The sequence below is a fragment of the Paenibacillus xylanivorans genome (assembly GCF_001280595.1).
Taxonomy (GTDB): Bacteria; Bacillota; Bacilli; order Paenibacillales; family Paenibacillaceae; genus Paenibacillus; species Paenibacillus xylanivorans.
Genome location: NZ_LITU01000059.1, coordinates 15040 through 34902 on the forward strand (window position 1 = coordinate 15040; position 19863 = coordinate 34902).

The 19863-nt window shown below is 46.9% G+C and carries 15 protein-coding genes; all 15 read right to left on the minus strand.

What is annotated here, in order from left to right; translation table 11 throughout:
* Positions 1-1013 (minus strand): stage V sporulation protein E (gene spoVE, locus AMS66_RS13080; RefSeq protein WP_053781605.1); only part of this gene is annotated, 1013 nt, incomplete at its 3' end.
* A gap of 48 nt (positions 1014-1061) precedes the next feature.
* Positions 1062-2483: a UDP-N-acetylmuramoyl-L-alanine--D-glutamate ligase gene (murD, locus tag AMS66_RS13085; protein WP_053781222.1), complete on the minus strand. Its 1422-nt coding sequence runs from the start codon at positions 2481-2483 to the stop codon at positions 1062-1064.
* Positions 2484-2486: 3 nt separating this feature from the next.
* The gene (gene mraY / locus AMS66_RS13090) at positions 2487-3455 is read right to left on the minus strand and encodes a phospho-N-acetylmuramoyl-pentapeptide-transferase (protein WP_024628420.1); all 969 of its coding nucleotides are present in this window, start codon (positions 3453-3455) and stop codon (positions 2487-2489) included.
* A 12-nt stretch (positions 3456-3467) separates the two neighbouring features.
* Positions 3468-4880, minus strand: coding sequence for a UDP-N-acetylmuramoyl-tripeptide--D-alanyl-D-alanine ligase (locus AMS66_RS13095; protein ID WP_053781606.1), 1413 nt, complete (start codon positions 4878-4880; stop codon positions 3468-3470).
* A complete protein-coding gene (locus tag AMS66_RS13100) occupies positions 4880-6367 on the minus strand; it encodes a UDP-N-acetylmuramoyl-L-alanyl-D-glutamate--2,6-diaminopimelate ligase (RefSeq protein WP_053781223.1) in 1488 nt (495 codons plus the stop codon). Before AMS66_RS13100 ends, AMS66_RS13095 begins: the two co-directional genes overlap by 1 nt.
* Positions 6368-6495: 128 nt before the next feature.
* A complete protein-coding gene (locus tag AMS66_RS13105) occupies positions 6496-8460 on the minus strand; it encodes a stage V sporulation protein D (RefSeq protein WP_053781224.1) in 1965 nt (654 codons plus the stop codon).
* Between the two features lie 93 nt (positions 8461-8553).
* Complete coding sequence (locus tag AMS66_RS13110; RefSeq protein WP_053781225.1) at positions 8554-10884, minus strand: penicillin-binding transpeptidase domain-containing protein; 2331 nt, start codon at positions 10882-10884, stop codon at positions 8554-8556.
* Positions 10885-10934: 50 nt separating this feature from the next.
* Positions 10935-11363 (minus strand): hypothetical protein, encoded by a 429-nt coding sequence (locus AMS66_RS13115; protein WP_053781226.1) that lies wholly within the window; start codon positions 11361-11363, stop codon positions 10935-10937.
* A gap of 27 nt (positions 11364-11390) precedes the next feature.
* The gene (gene rsmH, locus AMS66_RS13120) at positions 11391-12341 is read right to left on the minus strand and encodes a 16S rRNA (cytosine(1402)-N(4))-methyltransferase RsmH (RefSeq protein ID WP_053781227.1); all 951 of its coding nucleotides are present in this window, start codon (positions 12339-12341) and stop codon (positions 11391-11393) included.
* Positions 12342-12359: 18 nt separating this feature from the next.
* On the minus strand, positions 12360-12797 hold the full coding sequence (gene mraZ, locus AMS66_RS13125; protein ID WP_017687291.1) for a division/cell wall cluster transcriptional repressor MraZ: 438 nt from the start codon (positions 12795-12797) through the stop codon (positions 12360-12362).
* A gap of 274 nt (positions 12798-13071) precedes the next feature.
* On the minus strand, positions 13072-14337 hold the full coding sequence (locus AMS66_RS13130; RefSeq protein ID WP_053781228.1) for an adenosylhomocysteinase: 1266 nt from the start codon (positions 14335-14337) through the stop codon (positions 13072-13074).
* Between the two features lie 45 nt (positions 14338-14382).
* On the minus strand, positions 14383-16014 hold the full coding sequence (bshC, locus tag AMS66_RS13135; protein WP_053781229.1) for a bacillithiol biosynthesis cysteine-adding enzyme BshC: 1632 nt from the start codon (positions 16012-16014) through the stop codon (positions 14383-14385).
* A 154-nt stretch (positions 16015-16168) separates the two neighbouring features.
* Positions 16169-17932 carry an ABC transporter ATP-binding protein gene (locus AMS66_RS13140; RefSeq protein ID WP_053781230.1) on the minus strand — a complete coding sequence of 588 codons (1764 nt, stop codon included), beginning with the start codon at positions 17930-17932 and terminating at the stop codon, positions 16169-16171.
* Positions 17933-17949: 17 nt separating this feature from the next.
* The gene (locus AMS66_RS13145) at positions 17950-18831 is read right to left on the minus strand and encodes an ABC transporter permease (protein ID WP_407944545.1); all 882 of its coding nucleotides are present in this window, start codon (positions 18829-18831) and stop codon (positions 17950-17952) included.
* A 47-nt stretch (positions 18832-18878) separates the two neighbouring features.
* Entirely contained in the window at positions 18879-19811 is a 933-nt protein-coding gene (locus AMS66_RS13150) for an ABC transporter permease (RefSeq protein ID WP_053781232.1), read from the minus strand.
* Positions 19812-19863 lie beyond the last annotated feature (52 nt).

The window sequence follows — 19863 nt, forward strand, 5'->3', positions numbered from 1 at the left end:
GGGAGTGTAATCCCCGTAACCGGCATAAGCCCAATCACGACGCCAATGTTGATAATGACCTGCACAGCCACCATCCCCACAATGCCTACACCCAGAAGGCTGCCAAAAGCATCCGGTACCGTCATCGCTACGCGCATCCCTCTCCACACCAGGACCAGGAACAGCAATAATACAATCATTCCACCAATAAAGCCAAGCTCTTCTGCCAAAATGGAAAAAATAAAATCCGTTTGCGGCTCGGGTACATAACTGTATTTTTGTCGACTCATTCCCAGCCCCAAGCCCGCAAGTCCTCCGGGACCGATCGCATATAGAGATTGAATAATCTGGTATCCGGCACCAAGTGGATCAGACCACGGGTCCAAAAAAGCCGTTATTCGCTGCAATCTGTAAGGCGCTGCCGCAATCAGCGCGGCAAACCCTGCAACACCGCCAAGAGCGAGAAACAACAAATGTTTCATCCGTGCTCCTGCCGTAAAAATAATCAGCATGGATGCACCCATCATCACGGTGCCTGTCCCCAAATCGGGCTGAAGCATAATAATGCCAAAGGCCAAACCAATCAAGCCGAGCGGTGGCAGAAGCCCCGTCGTGAACGTTTTGATTTTACCGGGTTCCTTGCTTAACCAGTGAGCCAGGAACAGGATCATGCCCAGTTTCATGAATTCTGAAGGTTGTATGCCGAATGATCCGATGCCCAACCAGCTTCGTGCCCCTCCACGAACCACTCCGATGCCAGGAATCAGCACCCCAATCAGCATTATAAAACAGGCAATCAGTATAGGCTTTGCATACTTTCTCCAGACCCGGTAGTCCACATTTGCCGTAACAAACATGGCAGCAAGTCCAAGTCCGGCGAACAGCAGCTGTCTTTTGACAAAGTAAAATGAATCACCATAGTCATGAAAAGCAAGCACCGAGCCCGCACTGTATACCATAATAATGCCGATGGCAAGCAATGCCAGAATACAAATTAGGAGCCAGAAATCCGGCGCCGGTCGCGTCTGTTTCATCAGGAGGCCACCCCTTGCATGGAAGTAGGGGCTTTTCCACCCCCCTACTTACAAGTTATGCGCCGCCTCTTTAAAAATGCGTCCCCGCTCTTCATAGGAAGCAAACATGTCCCAGCTTGCACACGACGGTGATAACAAGACAACATCACCCGGAGCTGCAAACTGTGAAGCTTCCTGCACGGCAGCGGTTAACGTCCGGGCAGCGTCTTCCTCATTATCGACGACCTTAATTTGCTTTAATCCCGCCAGTTCCGCGACCTTGGCAATTTTCTCTCGTGTCTCTCCAAAAGCAACCACAGCTTTTAACCGCTCCTGGAACAATGGCAGCAATTCCATCATGTCTGAACCACGATCCAGTCCTCCGGCAATGAGCACGACTGGTTCCTTGAATGAGTTCAGTGCCATTACAGTTGCCTTGGAATTGGTCGCTTTAGAATTGTTGTAATATTTGGCTCCACCATGTTCAAGTACATACTCAAGACGGTGTTCAACCCCCTTGAAGTCAGCCAGAGGCGCAGCAAGCACAGAAGGATCGGCTCCAGCAGACACAGCAATAGCCACTGCTGCCAATGCATTTCCCACATTGAATCGTCCTAGGAGTCCGATATCTTCCACTTCAATAATGATATGATGGTTTCCCTGGCCGTCTGCATAGATCACCTGGCGTTTCACATCATCCTCTTCCCCATCCACGTATGGAGGATCAGCATATACCCCTGCTTCAAGCTTCTCTGTCAGCGAGAATGGGAGCAGTCTTGCTTTGATATAAGGAACTAGTCCGCGGCATACCGGATCATCCCAGTTCAGGATAGCTACATCCTCCGGTTGCTGGTTGGAGAATAATTTGGCTTTGGAAGCCACATAATCATCCATGTCCCCATGGTAATCCAAATGAGTCTCCGCTACGTTTAACAAACTGGCAATGCGCGGACGGAAATCGGATGTGCCTTTCAGTTGGAAACTGCTGAGCTCTACCACCATCCAGTTATCCGCAGAAGCCTGCTCTGCCGCCTCACACAATGGCGTTCCAATATTACCGGCAACGATAGGTTTCAAGCCGGCATGCTCCAACATGTTGCCTACCCACGTTGTTGTGGTCGTTTTCCCATTAGAGCCAGTGATCCCGATCATAGGTGCGGCGCATAGATGATAAGCTACCTCCACCTCAGTCACCACTTCAATGCCTAAGGCGAGTGCCTGCTGCACAGGTGGAGCCTGATAAGGAATGCCCGGATTTTTGACCACAAGCTTCACATCACTATGAATCAGATCGTCCGGATGTCCCCCACATACAATAGAAATTCCCAAAGCCTCCAATTCGGATGCTTCGGGACACTGTTCTCTCTCTTTTTTATCATTAACTGTAACTATTGCACCGGCACGATCGAGCACTTTGGCGACCTGCACGCCGCTCTTGGCCAGTCCAAGCACGATAACTTGTAGCCCACGATATGATTCAGGATGATTCATTGTTTACAACCCCTTGTTGAGATAAAGTCCAAGAGCGGCCAAAATGGCACCTACCGCCCAAAATGTGATGACAACTCGCCATTCCGACCAGCCACTCAGTTCAAAATGATGGTGAATCGGGCTCATTTTGAATACGCGTTTGCCACGAGTCTTGAATGATACCACTTGGATAATAACGGACAGGATTTCGATGACGAAAATACCGCCAATGATGACAAAAAGAAGTTCTGTCTTCGTCACAATCGCAACGGCACCAATTGCACCACCAATTCCGAGTGAGCCTGTATCCCCCATGAACACTTTGGCCGGGTGTGCGTTGTACACCAGGAATCCTAGTACCGCACCAATCATCGCCGCCGCACATACCGCTGCTGGCATGGATGTTGCCTGCATCGCCACAATGGCAAAGGCCCCAAATGCAATAGCACTCACGCCGGACAGCAAGCCGTCCAGGCCATCGGTAAAGTTGACTGCATTTGTGATGGCAAGCATCATGAATACCACAAACGGATAGTAGAACCATCCCGTCCAGTCAAAAGAGAATGATGTACCTGGAATCGATATGGCTGTGCTGTGTCCATTTTGGATCAGCAAGTAGCACATCACGGCACTGAAAAACAACTGACCAATCATCTTTTGTTTGGCCGTCAGCCCCAGTGAACGTTTGAATACAATCTTGATGTAGTCATCCAGGAAACCGATCAAACCAAAGCCGAGTGTAGCCACAAGCAGGACGTAAAAGTCCGTATTTTTGACCGCTGAAAATTTCAAAAAGGCCAATGTGAACGCGAGTAAAATAACAACTCCGCCCATTGTAGGTGTTCCGCTTTTTTTCAGATGGCTCTGTGGCCCATCTTCCCGAACCTGCTGTCCGAACTTCATTCGACGCAGCAATGGAATCAAGAGCGGTGCGGCAATCACCGCCAAAATAAATGAAACACCGATTGTTAACAGTAATACCTGAAAATCCATGGGTTCACCCCTCTAGTCTACTCTATTCTGTAATGGAGCTATTTTTAGCGCTTCGACGACATCTTCCAGCTTCATGCCCCGGGAGGCCTTAAACAAGACAACGTCTCTGGAATGGAGATTCTCCAGTAGATAACGGGTCAATTCTTCCTTGCTCTCAAAAGTGTGTACGGCTTCTGCTGGCATGTTTTGTCTTGCCCCTTCTGCGATACTCGCGGATAATGGGCCATACGCCAGCACCATATTCATTTTGTCGGGTGTGATGTATTCACCGATTCCCCGATGGAGCTCATGCTCCTGAGGCCCCAGTTCAAGCATATCACCAAGCACAGCTACTTTAATCCGATACCCCTTGAGGCCCTCCAGCACATCCACAGCGGCTTTCATGGAAGTAGGACTGGCGTTGTAAGCATCATTGAGCATGGTCAAACCACTGACGCCGTTAATAATCTCGATTCGCATGCCGGTTAATTTCAGATGTGACAGTCCTGCTACAATCTGTTCAGCAGCCACTCCGAAATGACGGGCAACCGCTAATGCAGCAAGACAGTTGACCACATTATGCGTCCCCAATAATGGCATTGTGAGAGCAACTTCTCCAGACTGCTTGGTTGTAAAAGCAACCCCGCTCTGCGCATTCATGATTCCGGTAGGATAATCATCATTATCCGTCTGCAATCCAAATGTATACCGCTGAAGTCCTTCAGGCATCTTAGTGGCAGCCTCTGCCAGAACCTGATTAATCAATGGTTCGTCTCCGTTGTAGATCAGTAACCCACCTGGTTTCATGCCAGCAGCAATTTCAACTTTTGCCCGAGCAATCTCCAATCGAGATCCCAGTTGAAGAAGATGAGATTCACCAATATTCGTGATGATTGCGACATCCGGCTGGGCGATTACAGATAATTCTTCGATCTCCCCTCTGCCGCTCATACCCATCTCCAGAATTACGATTTCAGTGTCTGGCTCCATGCTAAGTACGGTAAGTGGCATACCAATATGATTATTGAAATTGCCCTGGGTCTTATGCACTTTGAATGTGGTAGACAGAACGGCATCCACAATGTCCTTTGTTGTTGTTTTGCCATTGCTGCCTGTAATGCCTACAATAGAGGCCTTGTTTTCTTTTAAATAGGAAGATGCAAGCTCCTGCAATGCAACCAGAGTATCCTCCACAATAATCACAGCACCTTGAGGTGCAGTTCCATGATCCTTTTGCCATAATGTCCCGGCAGCGCCCTTCTCTACACAGGTTTGCACAAATTCATGTCCGTCAAACCTTTCGCCAACTAGCGGGATAAAGAGACTGCCTGGGACGGGCTTACGCGAATCTGTAAATACACCTTCAATACCAACATCACCATAAGCAGCAACGTCAGTTAGTGTTCCTCCACACATCTCGGCCAATTGTGCCAATGTTCTTTTTATCAATTGGATTTGCCCCTTATCGCTTCTTTCGCTATGATCCGATCGTCAAAGTCCGTCTTGGTTGTGCCGATAATTTGATAGGTTTCATGCCCCTTGCCCGCAATCAATACTACATCGGCAGGGCTTGCCATTTCAATAGCTTCATGAATCGCCTGGCGCCGATCCACAATCATGGTATAACGGTCAGCTTCAATGGCATCTTCAATCAGGCCCTGTTCAATATCCTTGAGAATCAGATCCGGATCTTCTGTCCGCGGATTATCGGAAGTGACAAATACGATATCACTATACTTTGCTGCAATTTTGCCCATTAGAGGCCGCTTCGTACGATCTCGGTCACCACCGCATCCAAATACACAGATCACACGTCCTTCAGCAAATTCCTTCACCGTCCGCAATACGTTCTCCAGGCCATCTGGGGTATGCGCATAGTCAACAATGACAGCAAACGACTGTCCTTCGTCAACAGCCTCAACACGTCCATCTACGCCGGGTACCGTCTCCAAGCTACGTTTGATCTCCTCCAGTGGAATGTCTTCAACCAGAGCAGCAGCGATGGCAGCCATTGCGTTGTACACATTGAATTTGCCGACCATGCGTAAACGAATATCAGTGCTGCCTCTGAATGTATCTACATGGAAAGAAGTACCCTGCGAGGTAATTGAAATTTGGGATGCGCGTACATCCGCATTTTCCTCCATGCCGTATGTAATTACTTCAGCTGCCGTTACAGATATAAAATAGGCTGCAGCGGGATCATCTGCGTTGATCACTGCAAATTTGCGCTTGGAAGAATCCACGGTATATCCGTTCCCCAACCGTGCAAAGAACAACCCTTTGGCTCCGCGATATTCTTCCATGGAATGATGGTAATCCAGATGATCCTGCGTCAGATTAGTAAATACAGCCGTACGGAATTCCGTCCCCTTCACTCGACCTTGCTCCAAAGCGTGGGAGGAAACTTCCATAACACAACAATCCGTGCCCGCTTGGACCATATCATTCAGACTGCGCTGCAGATCAAGTGCTTCCGGTGTAGTGCCTGACATTGGGTACGTGCGCCCGTCATAACGCATTTGAATCGTCCCGATTAATCCTGTTTTTTGACCAAAATCACTCATGATTTTTTCAATTAAATAGGTAGTCGTTGTTTTTCCGTTGGTTCCCGTTACACCAATCATATTCATCTTGCGGCTTGGTGAGTCAAAAAAGGAATCCGCCAGTACAGCCATAGCGAAACGGCTGTCTTTTACCAGTAGCTGCGGAACAGGTAGATCCAGCTCTCGTTCCACAACCAAAGCGACAGCTCCAGCGTTTACGGCCTTCTCAGCATAGTCATGTCCGTCAACCGTATGCCCTGGAAGACAGATAAACAGATCTCCCGGTTGAACCTGGCGAGAATCTGTCTGTAGGTTTTGACATTCTGTATTTGGTTCGCCAATAATACGGGCGGTTGTCAGCATTGATAAAAGTTGTTTTAAAAGCACATGAATAACCTCACTTTTCCAAGTTTACTTCAATTTCAACATATATCTGTATTCACTAATATCGTCAACACAGCCAATTAATGAAACGCAACTCAATGCATTTTGTTGCGGTGGGGATCAAGAGCCCCTCAGGGCTCTTGTCCTTCCTCCTTGGTATGATCATGAATATCATTCAGAACATCACCCATATAGATGCGTATAGTAGACCCCTGATCAACCCGTGCTCCTGGCTTTGGAGCCTGGTTAATGACATATTTCCCACTGCCGGATTTGGCCAGCATAAAATTCATATTCAGATCCTCATATAAGTCTTCGACCGTAGCTCCTGTCAGATCGGGAACCGTCACGATTTTGGTCTCTCCATATTTGTATTCTTTGGCTACCTGATCCTTCCGAACAGGAACATTCATATAGTGCAATGCATCCTCCAGAATGTTCTGCACGATCGGTGCGGCAACCACGCCGCCGAACTGAATCCCTTTCGGGTTATCCACCGCAGTATATACAACAATCTGCGGATCATCCGCCGGAGCAAAACCGATAAAGGATACAATATGCTCGGTAGATGAATAACGTCCATTGATTACTTTCTGGGCTGTACCCGTTTTGCCGCCAACCCGATATCCATCTATAAACGCCGGACGTCCCGTACCCTTGGCAACTACACTCTCTAGAGCTTCACGCACTTGCTTGGACGTATCTTCCGAAATCACTTGACGAACCAGTTCCGGCTTGGCCTCTTCCATCACTTCACCTGTTTCCGGATGAACCCATGCCTTTGTAACATAAGGCTTGTATAGTTTACCACCATTAATAGCTGCTGACACAGCCGCTACTTGCTGAATCGGTGTAACGGATACCCCTTGACCAAAAGCAGTGGTTGCAAGCTCCACAGGTCCGACCCGTGATAGTTTGAACAGAATCCCGCTGGCTTCACCGCTTAAATCGATGCCTGTTTTGGTGCCGAATCCAAAGTCTTTGATATAGGAGAATAGCGATTCTTTGCCCAATCTCTGACCCAGTGCAACAAATCCAGGGTTGCAAGAGTTCTCCACGACTTGGAGGAAAGTCTGACTTCCATGGCCGCCTTTTTTCCAGCAACGCAGTCGAGCGCCTCCAACTTCAACAAATCCGGGATCATAAAACTGATCCTGCGTCAGATTTACTTTTTTCTCTTCCAGTGCTGCTGCAAGCGTAATAATTTTAAACGTTGAACCTGGTTCGTACGTCATCCAGATCGGTAAATTCCGGTTGTATACATCAGCCGGATATTGCTGATAATCCGCTGGTTCATATCCCGGCCTACTGGCCATACCAAGGATTTCACCCGTTTTGGGGTTCATTGCAATGGCAAGCGCCGAGTTGGCTTGGAACTTGACCATAGCCTGATCGAGCTCTCGTTCCATGATGGACTGAATCGATTTATCAATAGTCAGCTTCAGGTTCAGACCGTCCTTCGGTTCCACATACTTCTCAGATGAGCCCGGCATGAGCCTTCCGGCCGCATCGGACAAGTAGGACACACTGCCATTCAAACCGTTCAGCTTATCATCATATTTTTTCTCTACACCCGTTAAGCCCTGATTATCAATGCCCGTAAAACCAAGAATATGAGCCGCCAGATCATCATAAGGATAAAAGCGTTTATTATCCTCAGCAACAACGATACCCGGAAGCTTCAAATCACGGATGTGCTGAGCTTTCTCCATCGTAATTTTGCGGCCACCGGGTTGTAGTCGTACAATTAGTTCTCTTTTCTTGATGGTTGCCAGCACTTTCTCTTCGGTCATCCCCAGCAAAGGAGCCAGTGCTCTTGCTGTTGTCTCTGCTTCCTTCACCTGGGCAGGAATCGCCATAATGGTTGGTGTGGTTATATTGTAGGCGAGAGAGGTTCCATTACGATCCAGAATCTCTCCCCGCTTGGCTGAATAAGGAATATTCCGCCGCCAAGACTCTTCCGCTTTCGCGGATAGTTCCGGTCCTTTTCCCAACTGTACATAAGCAAGCCTGATCACCAAGGCTGAGAATAACAGAACTAAAATCACTAAACTCCATAACAACCTGCGCCGCAGATTTACGCTTGACCCCTTCACGAAAAGATCCCCCCACTCGTCCCAAAATCATGATTGTGTTCCATTCATGAATATTCAGGACAACCGGGGGTTAGAACAAGCTGTCAGTGATCTCTATGGAAGCGAACCCTCGTCCGATGTGTTGGCAGACGATTTTGTCTCATTTGAAGGTGGTTTTGTAATATCCGTTTTTCCCGTTTCTTCGGTGTTCTCTGTAACATCAGCTGCTCCCTGATTGTTAGTCTCGTCACCTAATGCTGGATCAGAAGACTCGGGGGCTTCATCTGCTATACCGGTAACTGCCGCTTTGGCAGTCTGCAGCGAAAGCTCAACCGTTCTCTGTTCGCCTGACACCTGCTCCGTTTGCTTCACGACATACCCTTCTCCTTTAACGGTTACTCCCACTTTCATAAGAGAAAGCACTTCAAGGGCATCCCGGAGAGATTCGCCAGTCAGATCAGGGATCTTCATCTTGCTGCTCTCTTCGGTTAGTAGATAGATTCGCTGCCCAGGATTCATGGCTGCACCCGCCACAGGATACTGGCGAATGACATTTTCACCCTGACCAAGCGTTTCATAGGCAATTCCTGCGTTCAAAAGTTGGCTTCTGGCCTGTTTGGCTGTTTTACCTGACAGATCAGGGGCTTTAGCTTGAACGACCGGAGTTGTTTTCGACTTTTTGTCAGTGGTCTTCACTGTATCTTTGGGAACTCCCATGTACTGAAGAGTCTGGCTTACAATCTTCTTGAATACCGGAGCTGCTGCAGTCCCTCCCCCAATATTGGATCCATCAGGCTGATCAATCACAATCAACATCGCGATTTTGGGATTATTAACGGGTGCAAATCCGATAAACGAAACGACGTCTTTGGATTTACTGTATTCCCCATTAACTACTTTTCTAGCAGTACCCGTTTTACCGGCCACTCGATATCCTTCAATATAAGCATTGCGCCCTGTACCAATCGTTTGATCGGCAACAACCTGTTCCAAATACCCGCTCACCAATTTAGAAGATTCCTTCGAAATAACTTGACGAACGACCTTCGGCTTGATGACCTCAGATGTACCATCATTCGGATTGATAATCTCTTTAACAAGATGTGGTTCCATGAGTTTGCCACCGTTAGCAATGGCCGAAATGGCTGCTACCTGCTGGATTGGCGTCACCTGTACAAGACCATGACCGTATGCTGCTGTGGCAATTTCCGATTTATAGACCAGGGGCTTGATTGGTGAAGCTGATTCACTCGGCAGATCAATGCCCGTCTTTTTACCAAAACCGAACTGGTCTATGTAATGACGCAACCGTTCACCGCCAAGCATGTTATAACCCAGATTAACAAACGCAATGTTACTTGAACGTTTGACACCTTCCAAGTAAGAAATTCGGCCATAGGCGTGACCGTTATCACTGATTGGATAGCCACCGATGTATACCCGTTTGGATTCAAACGTGGCATTCGGATCAAACAGCTTCTCTTCAACCGCACCCGCCAGAGTAACAATTTTAAAAGTAGACCCTGGTTCATAGATGGATTGTATCGCATGGTTGATAAAGTTTTTCTGATCCGGCGTTTCCCCATACGTATTAGGGTTAAAGGTCGGCCAATTGGCCATCCCTAAGATTTCCATGGTGTTGGGATCTGCTGCAATGACAGTCATGCTCAGTGGATTGTACTGGGCTACCGCTTCTTTCATTGCATTTTCGATATAATACTGGATGGTATCATCGATGGTCAGCTTCAGATTGTTCCCGTTTTGCGGAGGAAGATAATTATCCTGTGAATCAGGAAGCTTAATCCCTTTGGCATCCTTCTGATAGTTCAGATAACCATCTGTACCTGTAAGCTGTTCATCATAGGATACTTCGAGTCCGTTAACAGCTTTACCATCACGGCTCATGTACCCTAGGAGATGAGAGGCGAGCGTTTCCTCGGGATAATATCGCTTCGACTCCTGTGTCATGACAATCGCGTTTTTAGCCTTGTAGTCATCCTGCAGTTTTTCACGAAATGCATCTACTTTAGCAGCCAATTCAGGGCTGATTTTATATCCTTCACTGCGAACTTCACGTTGTTGGTAGAATGTTCCATCTTTCTTTTTAGCTGTTACAAGTGCTCGCATTTCACTCTCGTTTTTCCCCAACAAACCAGACAATTCTTTAATGACCACATCTTCAATCCCGAACTGGTTAATCAGAGCCGGATTCACAGACACCGTGTAAGCAGGTGCATCCGTCGCCAGAATGTTGCCATTGCGGTCTGTAATTGTCCCGCGACTGGCCTTGATGGTTTGTTCCCGTTCGACCAAACCGGCCGCTCGCTCCTGCCAAATACCGCCATTAACAACCTGAATAAAAAATATGCGGGTTATTAATACAAGAAAAAAGAGGGTAATACATCCCCCTATAAGCAGCGTGCGCATCTTTATTCTTTTTACCATCGGTACACCTCTTTTGCTTCAGCATTTTGTATGGATTGATACAAAATGTTCTACTTATTGGCTGTATCCGAGGACGATTCAGTACCTGTCGAGTTCGTTGTACTTGTTGAGCGAGGTACAAAAATAACATCCTTGCCGGAAGCCTCAACGTAACCAAGTTTGCGAGCATTCTCGATGACCAGATTGTTCAGTCTTTCTTTTTCCACTTGCAGATCTGCAATGGTTTTCTCTGCTTCTCTCACATCGGACAATGTCGTCTGTGCCTGCTTATTCAGATCATAGATGTGAGCATAACGCGACATCATTACACCACCTACAACAATGACAGCAACCAGAGTAATCAGATACAAAAATTTCTCGCGTGCCGGAAGACCGGTACGACGGGTCACCACTTTGGTGGTTTCCTTGTACCGCTGCTGGGTCACACGTTCTTGGGACGCTTTTTCTTTCACTGCCAGATTACCACGTGTATATGCCATACTCCGACTCTCTCCTCCGCTCTTGGTTTACAGTTTCTCGGCTACGCGCAGCTTCGCTGAACGAGCACGGGAGTTTTCGGCCAGTTCCGTTTCCGTTGGAATCAGCGGTTTTCTGTTCACTAAACGCATGACACCGTTACCGCCGCAAACACACAACGGGAAATCCGGAGGACATGTACATTTCTCCAGATAACTGCTAAAAATCTGTTTGCAAATCCGATCCTCAAGTGAGTGAAAAGTAATAACAGATACACGCCCGCCTGGTGCCAAGCACCGAACGGCCTGATGTAACCCTTCTTCGAACGCGCCCAGCTCATCATTAACCGCAATTCGCAATGCCTGAAAGCTGCGTTTCGCTGGATGTCCTCCGGTTCGACGAGCTGCGGCCGGAATGCCTTCTTTGATCAACTCTACCAGTTCACCAGTAGTCTCAATCGTGGATTGCTTCCGTTTTTCAACAATGACACGAGCAATTCTTCTAGAGAATTTCTCTTCACCATAGCGATACAAGATGCGGGCTATCTCCTCTTCCGGCCATTCGTTAACAATCTCTTTGGCGGTAAGGGATGCATCTTGATCCATACGCATATCCAACGGAGCATCGTGATTGTAACTAAATCCACGTTCTCCTTCGTCGAATTGCGGTGATGATACCCCCAAATCGTACAAAATACCATCTACTTGCGGCACGCCATCTTTCATCGGTACATCCAGATCTTTCAGAACCTGTTCCAGATCACGAAAATTGGTTTTAACCAATGTAATCCGCTCTCCATACGGAGCCAATTTTTCACGCGCGTTATCCAAAGCCCAATCATCCTGATCCAGTGCGATCAGACGCCCCCCTGGACCGAGCTTGGATGCAATCACGGAGCTATGTCCGCCACCGCCTAAAGTGCAGTCCACGTATATACCGTCCTGCTTGATGTTTAAACCCTCTGTTGCCTCTTCTTTGAGTACGGTTATGTGGTGAAACAACCTGCACCCCTCCTGACTTTATAGATCAAAATTAAAATCGACCAGCTTTTCGGCAATGTCGTTGAATGCTTCTTCGGATTGATTGAAATAACTCTCCCATATGCCTTTGCTCCAAATCTCCACCCGGTTCGACACGCCAAGAACAACGCAATCCTTGTCCAGCTTGGCATACTCTCTAAGATTGCCCGGCAAATTTACCCTGCCCTGTTTGTCCAATTCACATTCGGTGGCACCCGAGAAAAAAAACCGGGTAAACGCACGTGCATCAGATTTCATCAATGGCAGTGCTTTGAGCTTCTGTTCCATGACCCCCCACTCCTCCATGGGGTACACGAAAAGACACTGGTCCAAACCCCGTGTGACAACGAAAGACGGTCCCAGAGATTCGCGGAATTTAGCCGGAATAATAACCCGACCCTTATCATCAATGCTATGTTGGAACTCCCCCATAAACATTGGCCCACTCACTCCTCACCCGTTTCTCCCACTTTGCCCCACTTTCCACCACCTAAGCATAATAGATTCGCACAAAAAAATCAAAACCCTTCTTGCTTGCTTTACTTTTTTTAATTTAGTAATCGCAAAAAACGTCTTTGATCCTGTCACTCAGGATCAAAGACGTTTCCCGTTTATGGGCAATCGCACGTACACCCGTATATGAGCCATATCATTAATAAACCATTTTAAACCCTTTGAAGCACTTAATCAGCTTGTAATTAATGGATGCCTCTTAGAACTTCCAGCTGTCCAGATATTTTTCCTGCTCGGCTGACAGAGAGTCGATGGCGATATTCAGGCTTTCCAGTTTGTAGCTGGCAACCTGTTGGTCAATATCATAAGGTACGTTAACAACGGTATTACCTAGTTCCGCATAGTTCTCGCTTACATAACGCAGACCCAGCGCTTGCAATGCAAACGTCGTATCCATAATCTCGGCAGGGTGTCCGTCGGCTGCACCCAGGTTTACGAGACGTCCTTCAGCCAGCAAATACATCTTACGGCCATCTTTGAAGCGATATTCTTCAATGTTGCGGCGTACGGTACGAATCGAATCGGAGCGTTTAGCAAGTTCAGGTTTGTTCACTTCCACGTCAAAGTGACCCGCATTGCTCAGGATTGCTCCATCCTTCATCACATCATAATGCTCTCCAGTGATCACGTCTTTATTGCCGGTAACAGCAATGAAGAAATCACCCAATTTTGCAGCTTCTACCATCGTCATCACACGGAATCCGTCCATATGTGCTTCTACGGCTTTAATGGGATCAATTTCAGTTACGATTACATTGGCTCCCAACCCTTTGGCACGCATCGCTACACCTTTACCACACCATCCGTAACCTGCTACAACTACGTTCTTTCCTGCAACGACCAGATTGGTTGTACGAATGATACCATCGAATGCAGACTGACCTGTACCGTAACGGTTATCAAACAGGTATTTGCAGAAAGCGTCATTGACTGCAACCATCGGGAAGCGCAATTGACCTTCTTTCGCCAAAGCTTTCAGACGAATGATGCCCGTTGTCGTTTCCTCTGCTCCGCCACGAATCGTGGCAGCTAGATCAGGACGTTCGGATGCAATAATGGTGGCAAAGTCTCCGCCATCATCAATGATCAGATCAGGTTTCACTTCAAGTGCACGGAGTTGCAGTTCCTTGAACTCTACAGGGTCCGGATTATGTTTGGCATACACAGTAACTCCGTCTTCTACCAGAGCAGCACAAACATCGTCCTGTGTTGACAATGGGTTGCTGTGTGTAATCGTCACTTCTGCTCCACCAGCTTGAATAACTTTAGCCAGATAAGCCGTTTTGGCCTCAAGGTGAAGGCAAATGGCTACTTTCAAACCTTTAAACGGAAGATCCTGTTCAAATTGAGAACGAATGCGGTTCAACACCGGCATATGCGCTTCTACCCAATCAATTTTCAGATGACCTTCCGAAGCGAGTCCCATATCCTTAACGATACTGTTTTGCAATGCAGAGGTAGTCATTCCTCATCCTCCTCGATTATAAATTCCTTCTATTATAAAAGGTAACTACAATGTGATTACTTCGTGTTGTCCACGGAATTCGCTCTGACTTTCAATCAGTTGTCCAATCCACTCGGTTCCATAACGGTTCAGGTAAAAGAGTGCATTATGCACTCGTTCCTGCGGTTTGTTCATGGGAAAAAGTGAGTTTTGCATCCCGTTCCAGTGCCTTAGACTCACATTGTGTTTATCTTTGATGGCTTTGTGGGTCTGCTGTTGCAGATACTGCATCTGTTCGCTGATCTTGCCTACATTGGTATCTCCAATTCGGTCCAGACCAGGATGAATCTCTGCGATCTGATCAAGTAATGGACGATATAGGTCGGCAAATGCTTGCTGAACTCGCTCGAACTGTTCATCGACCTGGAAGGTCTCCTGCTGTGCCAGCCACTGTTCCTTCTTTTCTTCCATATGATATTGAACGTCCTGGAAAGAAAGACCGTACTGTTTCATATGTTTGTGATGAGCATCTTCCATAATGGTAAAGGACAAACGTGGAAGCAAGATCGGCATCTGCAACCCGAAACGGTCAAATGCTTCACGCGTCAACCCCCAATACGCGATCTCACCTTGACCCAAGATAACAGCCGCTACAGGTAAAATGGAATCTTGCATCAATGGCCTGGTCAATACATTGTTGCTAAATTGCTCGGGATGTTCAGCCAGTTCCTGAAGCAGCCGCTCTTCTGTAAATGAAACCAGACCTTTACGGTCGCTGTACAAGCCGTCTTTCAACATCAGAAGCAACCGTGCCCCTTCATGTATGTAAAACAGATTGGCCCCATCTTCCGCGACTTCAGCAGGCATGGCATATCCGGCTTGTTCCAATGCTGAGGCACCTTGTGCATATGCTTGGCGTAATGTCCCATTTTCACGAATCAAACGCTCAAATACCGGCTGCTCAAGCCTGCGCAAGTCTGGATCTGCTGCATCCATCAGAATAAGTCCACTGCTGCCAAACAACGCTGAGATTAACCGGGCAAACGCATCACTCAGGTTCGAACTAGACTGATGGATTTCGGTGATCAGCTTCATCAATCCTGATTTGTGGACCGTATCCGGCAACAAATGTTCCAACTGATCTAACACATTCGTCCATTGCTCCATTTCCACATGGACATAGCTCACGGAATCCCTTCCAGCGAATCGCCCTTGTAACTTGAGCTTCTTCATCTCTCCGTTGGAATCAGGCAAATACGTATGGTTGACTTCATCCCAGTCATGGTCTTCACCTGCAATCCAGAATACAGGGACTACAGGACGCTGTAATCTATTCTCTGCTTCCCGTGCAGCTGCAACTACACTAGCCGCTTTGTAAATTACAAATAACGGACCTGTAAGCAGGCCGCTTTGTTGCCCTCCCGTAACAACCAACGCATCTTGTTCCGCGAGACGTGTGATGGATTCATGGACTGCACCATGATCATTCACTCGTTTATTATATATACGTAGATACTCTGCCAGACTTTGACGAGGTATACGTGTGTTTTCCGATTGGTCCAGCCACTCGGCACGCGTATGAAGCCCCGATTCCCAGCGAATGTCATACTCGTAAAGACCACGCGCAGCTTCCCTTGAACAGACATAGTCTTCTGCAAGTCTCGTTCCGCTGCGGAGTGCCTCGGTAATACCTTTCATGAGGTCTGCCTCCTATTCTGCTTCAAAGAGCTTTCTTGATTGTACCGAATGTGAGCCCTTTTCGTCAAAAGAAAGTGCATCAAAAAATAAAAAACCGCCGAACAAGGTCGGCGGTTTGATATTCATGGATAAGTCCAAATACAAATTGTACTTTTTATACGTAAGGTTCTGCAACCCAGTGACCTTTGGATACCTCAATCAATTGAGCGTTCTCCAGGTTGTATGGATCATTTGCAGGACCACCAGATCCATTCTTAAGTGCTTGTTCTTCCGGCAGCAAGATGCGACGTTTGCTCGCTTCCACTTCCGGATCAGGTACAGGGATCGCAGACAGCAATGTTTTGGTGTAAGGGTGAATCGGGTTCGCATACAGTTCTTCACTTTCTGCCAACTCCACCACTTTACCCATATACATTACGGCTACACGATCACTGATATGCTTAACCATGGACAAGTCATGCGCAATGAACAGGTAAGTCAAGCCGAGGCGTTGCTGAAGTTCTTCAAGCAAGTTAACGACCTGAGCCTGAATGGACACGTCCAATGCAGACAATGGCTCATCACAGATGATGAATTTAGGGTCTACAGCTAGTGCACGGGCAATCCCGATCCGTTGTCTTTGACCACCAGAGAATTCATGTGGATAACGGAGTGCATGGCTAGGGTTAAGACCTACAAGATCAAGCAATTCTTCAACGCGTCTTTTCCGCTCTGTCCGACTTGACGCTAGACCATGAATATCAAGGGATTCACCGATGATATCCATAACGTTAAAACGTGGGTTCAAGGAAGCATAAGGATCTTGGAAAATCATCTGCATATCTTTACGCATTTCTTTCATTTTCCGCGGTGACAGCTTGTAAATATCTGTTCCATTAAAGTTAACACTTCCGCCTGTTGGCTCATAAAGGCGCAGGATTGTACGGCCTGTAGTGGATTTACCACAACCAGACTCCCCTACAACTCCAAGCGTTTCGCCTTCAAAAATATCAAAGCTGACATCATTAACCGCTTTGAGAATGTTGCCTTTACCCAAATTGAAGTATTGTTTCAGGTTCTTCACTTGGACTAGCGGCTTGTTGGCACCTTTGATAATACCAACTGGAGCAGGCTTTTCTTTTTTAGGCTCGTCCAGACGAGGAAGAGCATTCAGCAATTTAATCGTGTATGGATGCTGAGGGTTGCTGAAGATTTCGGCAGTTGTTCCTGTTTCGACAACCTCGCCTTCCTTCATAACGACAACACGATCACACATTCCTGCAACTACACCAAGGTCATGCGTGATAAGCATGATGGAAGTTCCAAGCTTCTGCTGCATGTCCTTCATGAGGTCGAGGATCTGAGCCTGAATGGTAACGTCAAGCGCAGTGGTTGGTTCATCCGCAATCAGAAGGGAAGGACGACATGCCAAGGCAATCGCAATCATAGCACGCTGACGCATACCACCCGAAAATTGGTGCGGGTAATGGTTCATGCGCACTTCCGCATTTTTGATGCCTACGAGTTCAAGCATTTCCAATGCGCTTTTTTCGGCTTCTTTTTTGGACATATTCTGATGCTTGCGCAATACCTCGGTAATTTGTTTACCGATTTTGATGGTAGGATTCAAAGAAGTCATTGGATCCTGGAAGATCATGCCGATATCTTTACCACGGATGGCTTCCATCTGTTTATCTGTCTTATTCAGCAGGTCCTGCCCGTGAAAAGTAATTTCTCCGCTTTTGACCTTCGAAGGCGGGGAGGGAATCAATTTCATGATGGTTTGGGCAGTAACACTCTTACCACTACCGGATTCACCTACGATCCCCAGCGTCTCTCCTTTGCCAAGTTCAAAACTCACATTTTTAACGGCATCAAACTCACCAGAACGCGTCGTAAATGACACACTCAGGTCTTTGACTGTTAAAATCGGCTCCATAATCCCACCTCCTATTTCTATTTACGTAATTTCGGATCAAGCGCGTCGCGCAAGCCGTCACCAAGCAAGTTAAATGCGAGCATTGTCATAACCATCAAACCTGCAGGGAACCACATCCGCCAAGGATACAGCGTCCAGCCTGTAAGTGCATCATTGATCATAGATCCAAGAGAGGATTTAGGTGCAGATACACCCAACCCGAGGAAGCTCAAAAATGCTTCTGCGAAGATGGCATTTGGAATGGACAAGGTCAATGTAACGAGAATTGGTCCGATAGCATTGGGCAACAAATGACGGAAGAGTTGACGTCCAGTGCTTGCGCCCATGGAACGTGCAGCAAGAATAAAGTCTCTGTTTTTGAGTTGCATAATCTCACCACGCACAATCCATGACATACTGATCCAGCCTGTAATAGTGAGTGCAATGATAATCGTTGTCAGACTCGGCTCCAATACAACCAGCAACAGGATAACAACGAGCATGTAAGGCAGGGAGTACAAGATCTCGGAGAACTTGTTCATAATGCCGTCAACACGTCCACCGTAGAAACCCATAATGGCTCCATAAATCACCCCGATAACAAGGTCAATTAGAGCAGCAGCCAAACCTACAGTAAGAGACACACGTGCACCTACCCAGGTTCTTACCCATACATCACGACCCAGTTCATCTGTTCCAAACCAGTGTTCAGCACTAGGTGCAGCATTAGCATTCAACAAATCATTGGAATAATAATTATAGCTTGAGAACAACGAAGTTGGACCAATCATAGAGAAAATGACAACAAGGACTAGAACAGCCAAACTAATCATAGCGGCCTTGTTGGTTGCAAGTCTGTACATAGCGTCTTTGAATAGCGATACACTCTCTTGCGATTTCAACGCTGCCTGACTATCCAGGCCTGTGTTCGCCGTTTCATTATTGTTGTTATTCGTGCCAGACAACGTTATGCCCCCTTCCGGCTTTCTAGCTTAATTCTAGGATCAATCAACACGTAAGCAATATCTGTCAGGAAACGTGCAAGCATCAAGAGAATACCATAGAAAATTGTAATCCCCATGATCATCGTATAATCACGATTCGTAATACTCTCTACAAATACTTTACCAATTCCACCAATGTTAAAGATTTGCTCAATAACAACGGAACCTGTGATAATATTCGCTGTCATCGGACCAACATAAGTAACAACTGGCAGAATACCGTTCCGTAAAACGTGTCTAAACATAATAGCAGGCCATTTCAAACCTTTGGCTTTGGCAGTCTTAATGTAGTCTGCATGCAACACTTCCAACATGCTTGAACGCGTCAAACGTGCGATAAAGGCAATTGGTGATGCAGACAAGGCTGCAACCGGAAGCACATAGTCGAGTGGACCATCGAAGCCCATAACGTTAAACCAGCCGAATTTGAACGCAAAAACATATTGCACCAGAGATGCGAGCAAGAAACTCGGTACAGCAATCCCGATAACAGCGAGGATCATCGTAATATCATCAATCAGCTTGCGATGGTAAACTGCGGCAAGAAGCCCCAACAAGACACCCACAACAATTGAGATAATAATCGCAAAGATTCCTAACTTCAGCGATGCTGTAAACGTTTGAGTGATCATACCAGATACATCTTGATTTAGGTATTTCATAGAAACCCCGAAATCACCTTTGATGATTCCACCCATATACTTCAGGTATTGTTCATACATCGGTTTGTCCAAACCATACTTCACTTCCAAAAGTGCCCGGATTTCAGGTGATACTTTTTTCTCGGATGTAAAAGGGTCACCCGGAATGGCCTTCATCAGGAAGAAGGTTGCTGATGCGAGTATGAAAAGCGATAGCAGCATAAATAGCAGTTTTTTCAGCACGTACTTAACCAACCCTTGCACACCTCCACAAACAATATTTTGTATACAAATCGATTGTAGAATT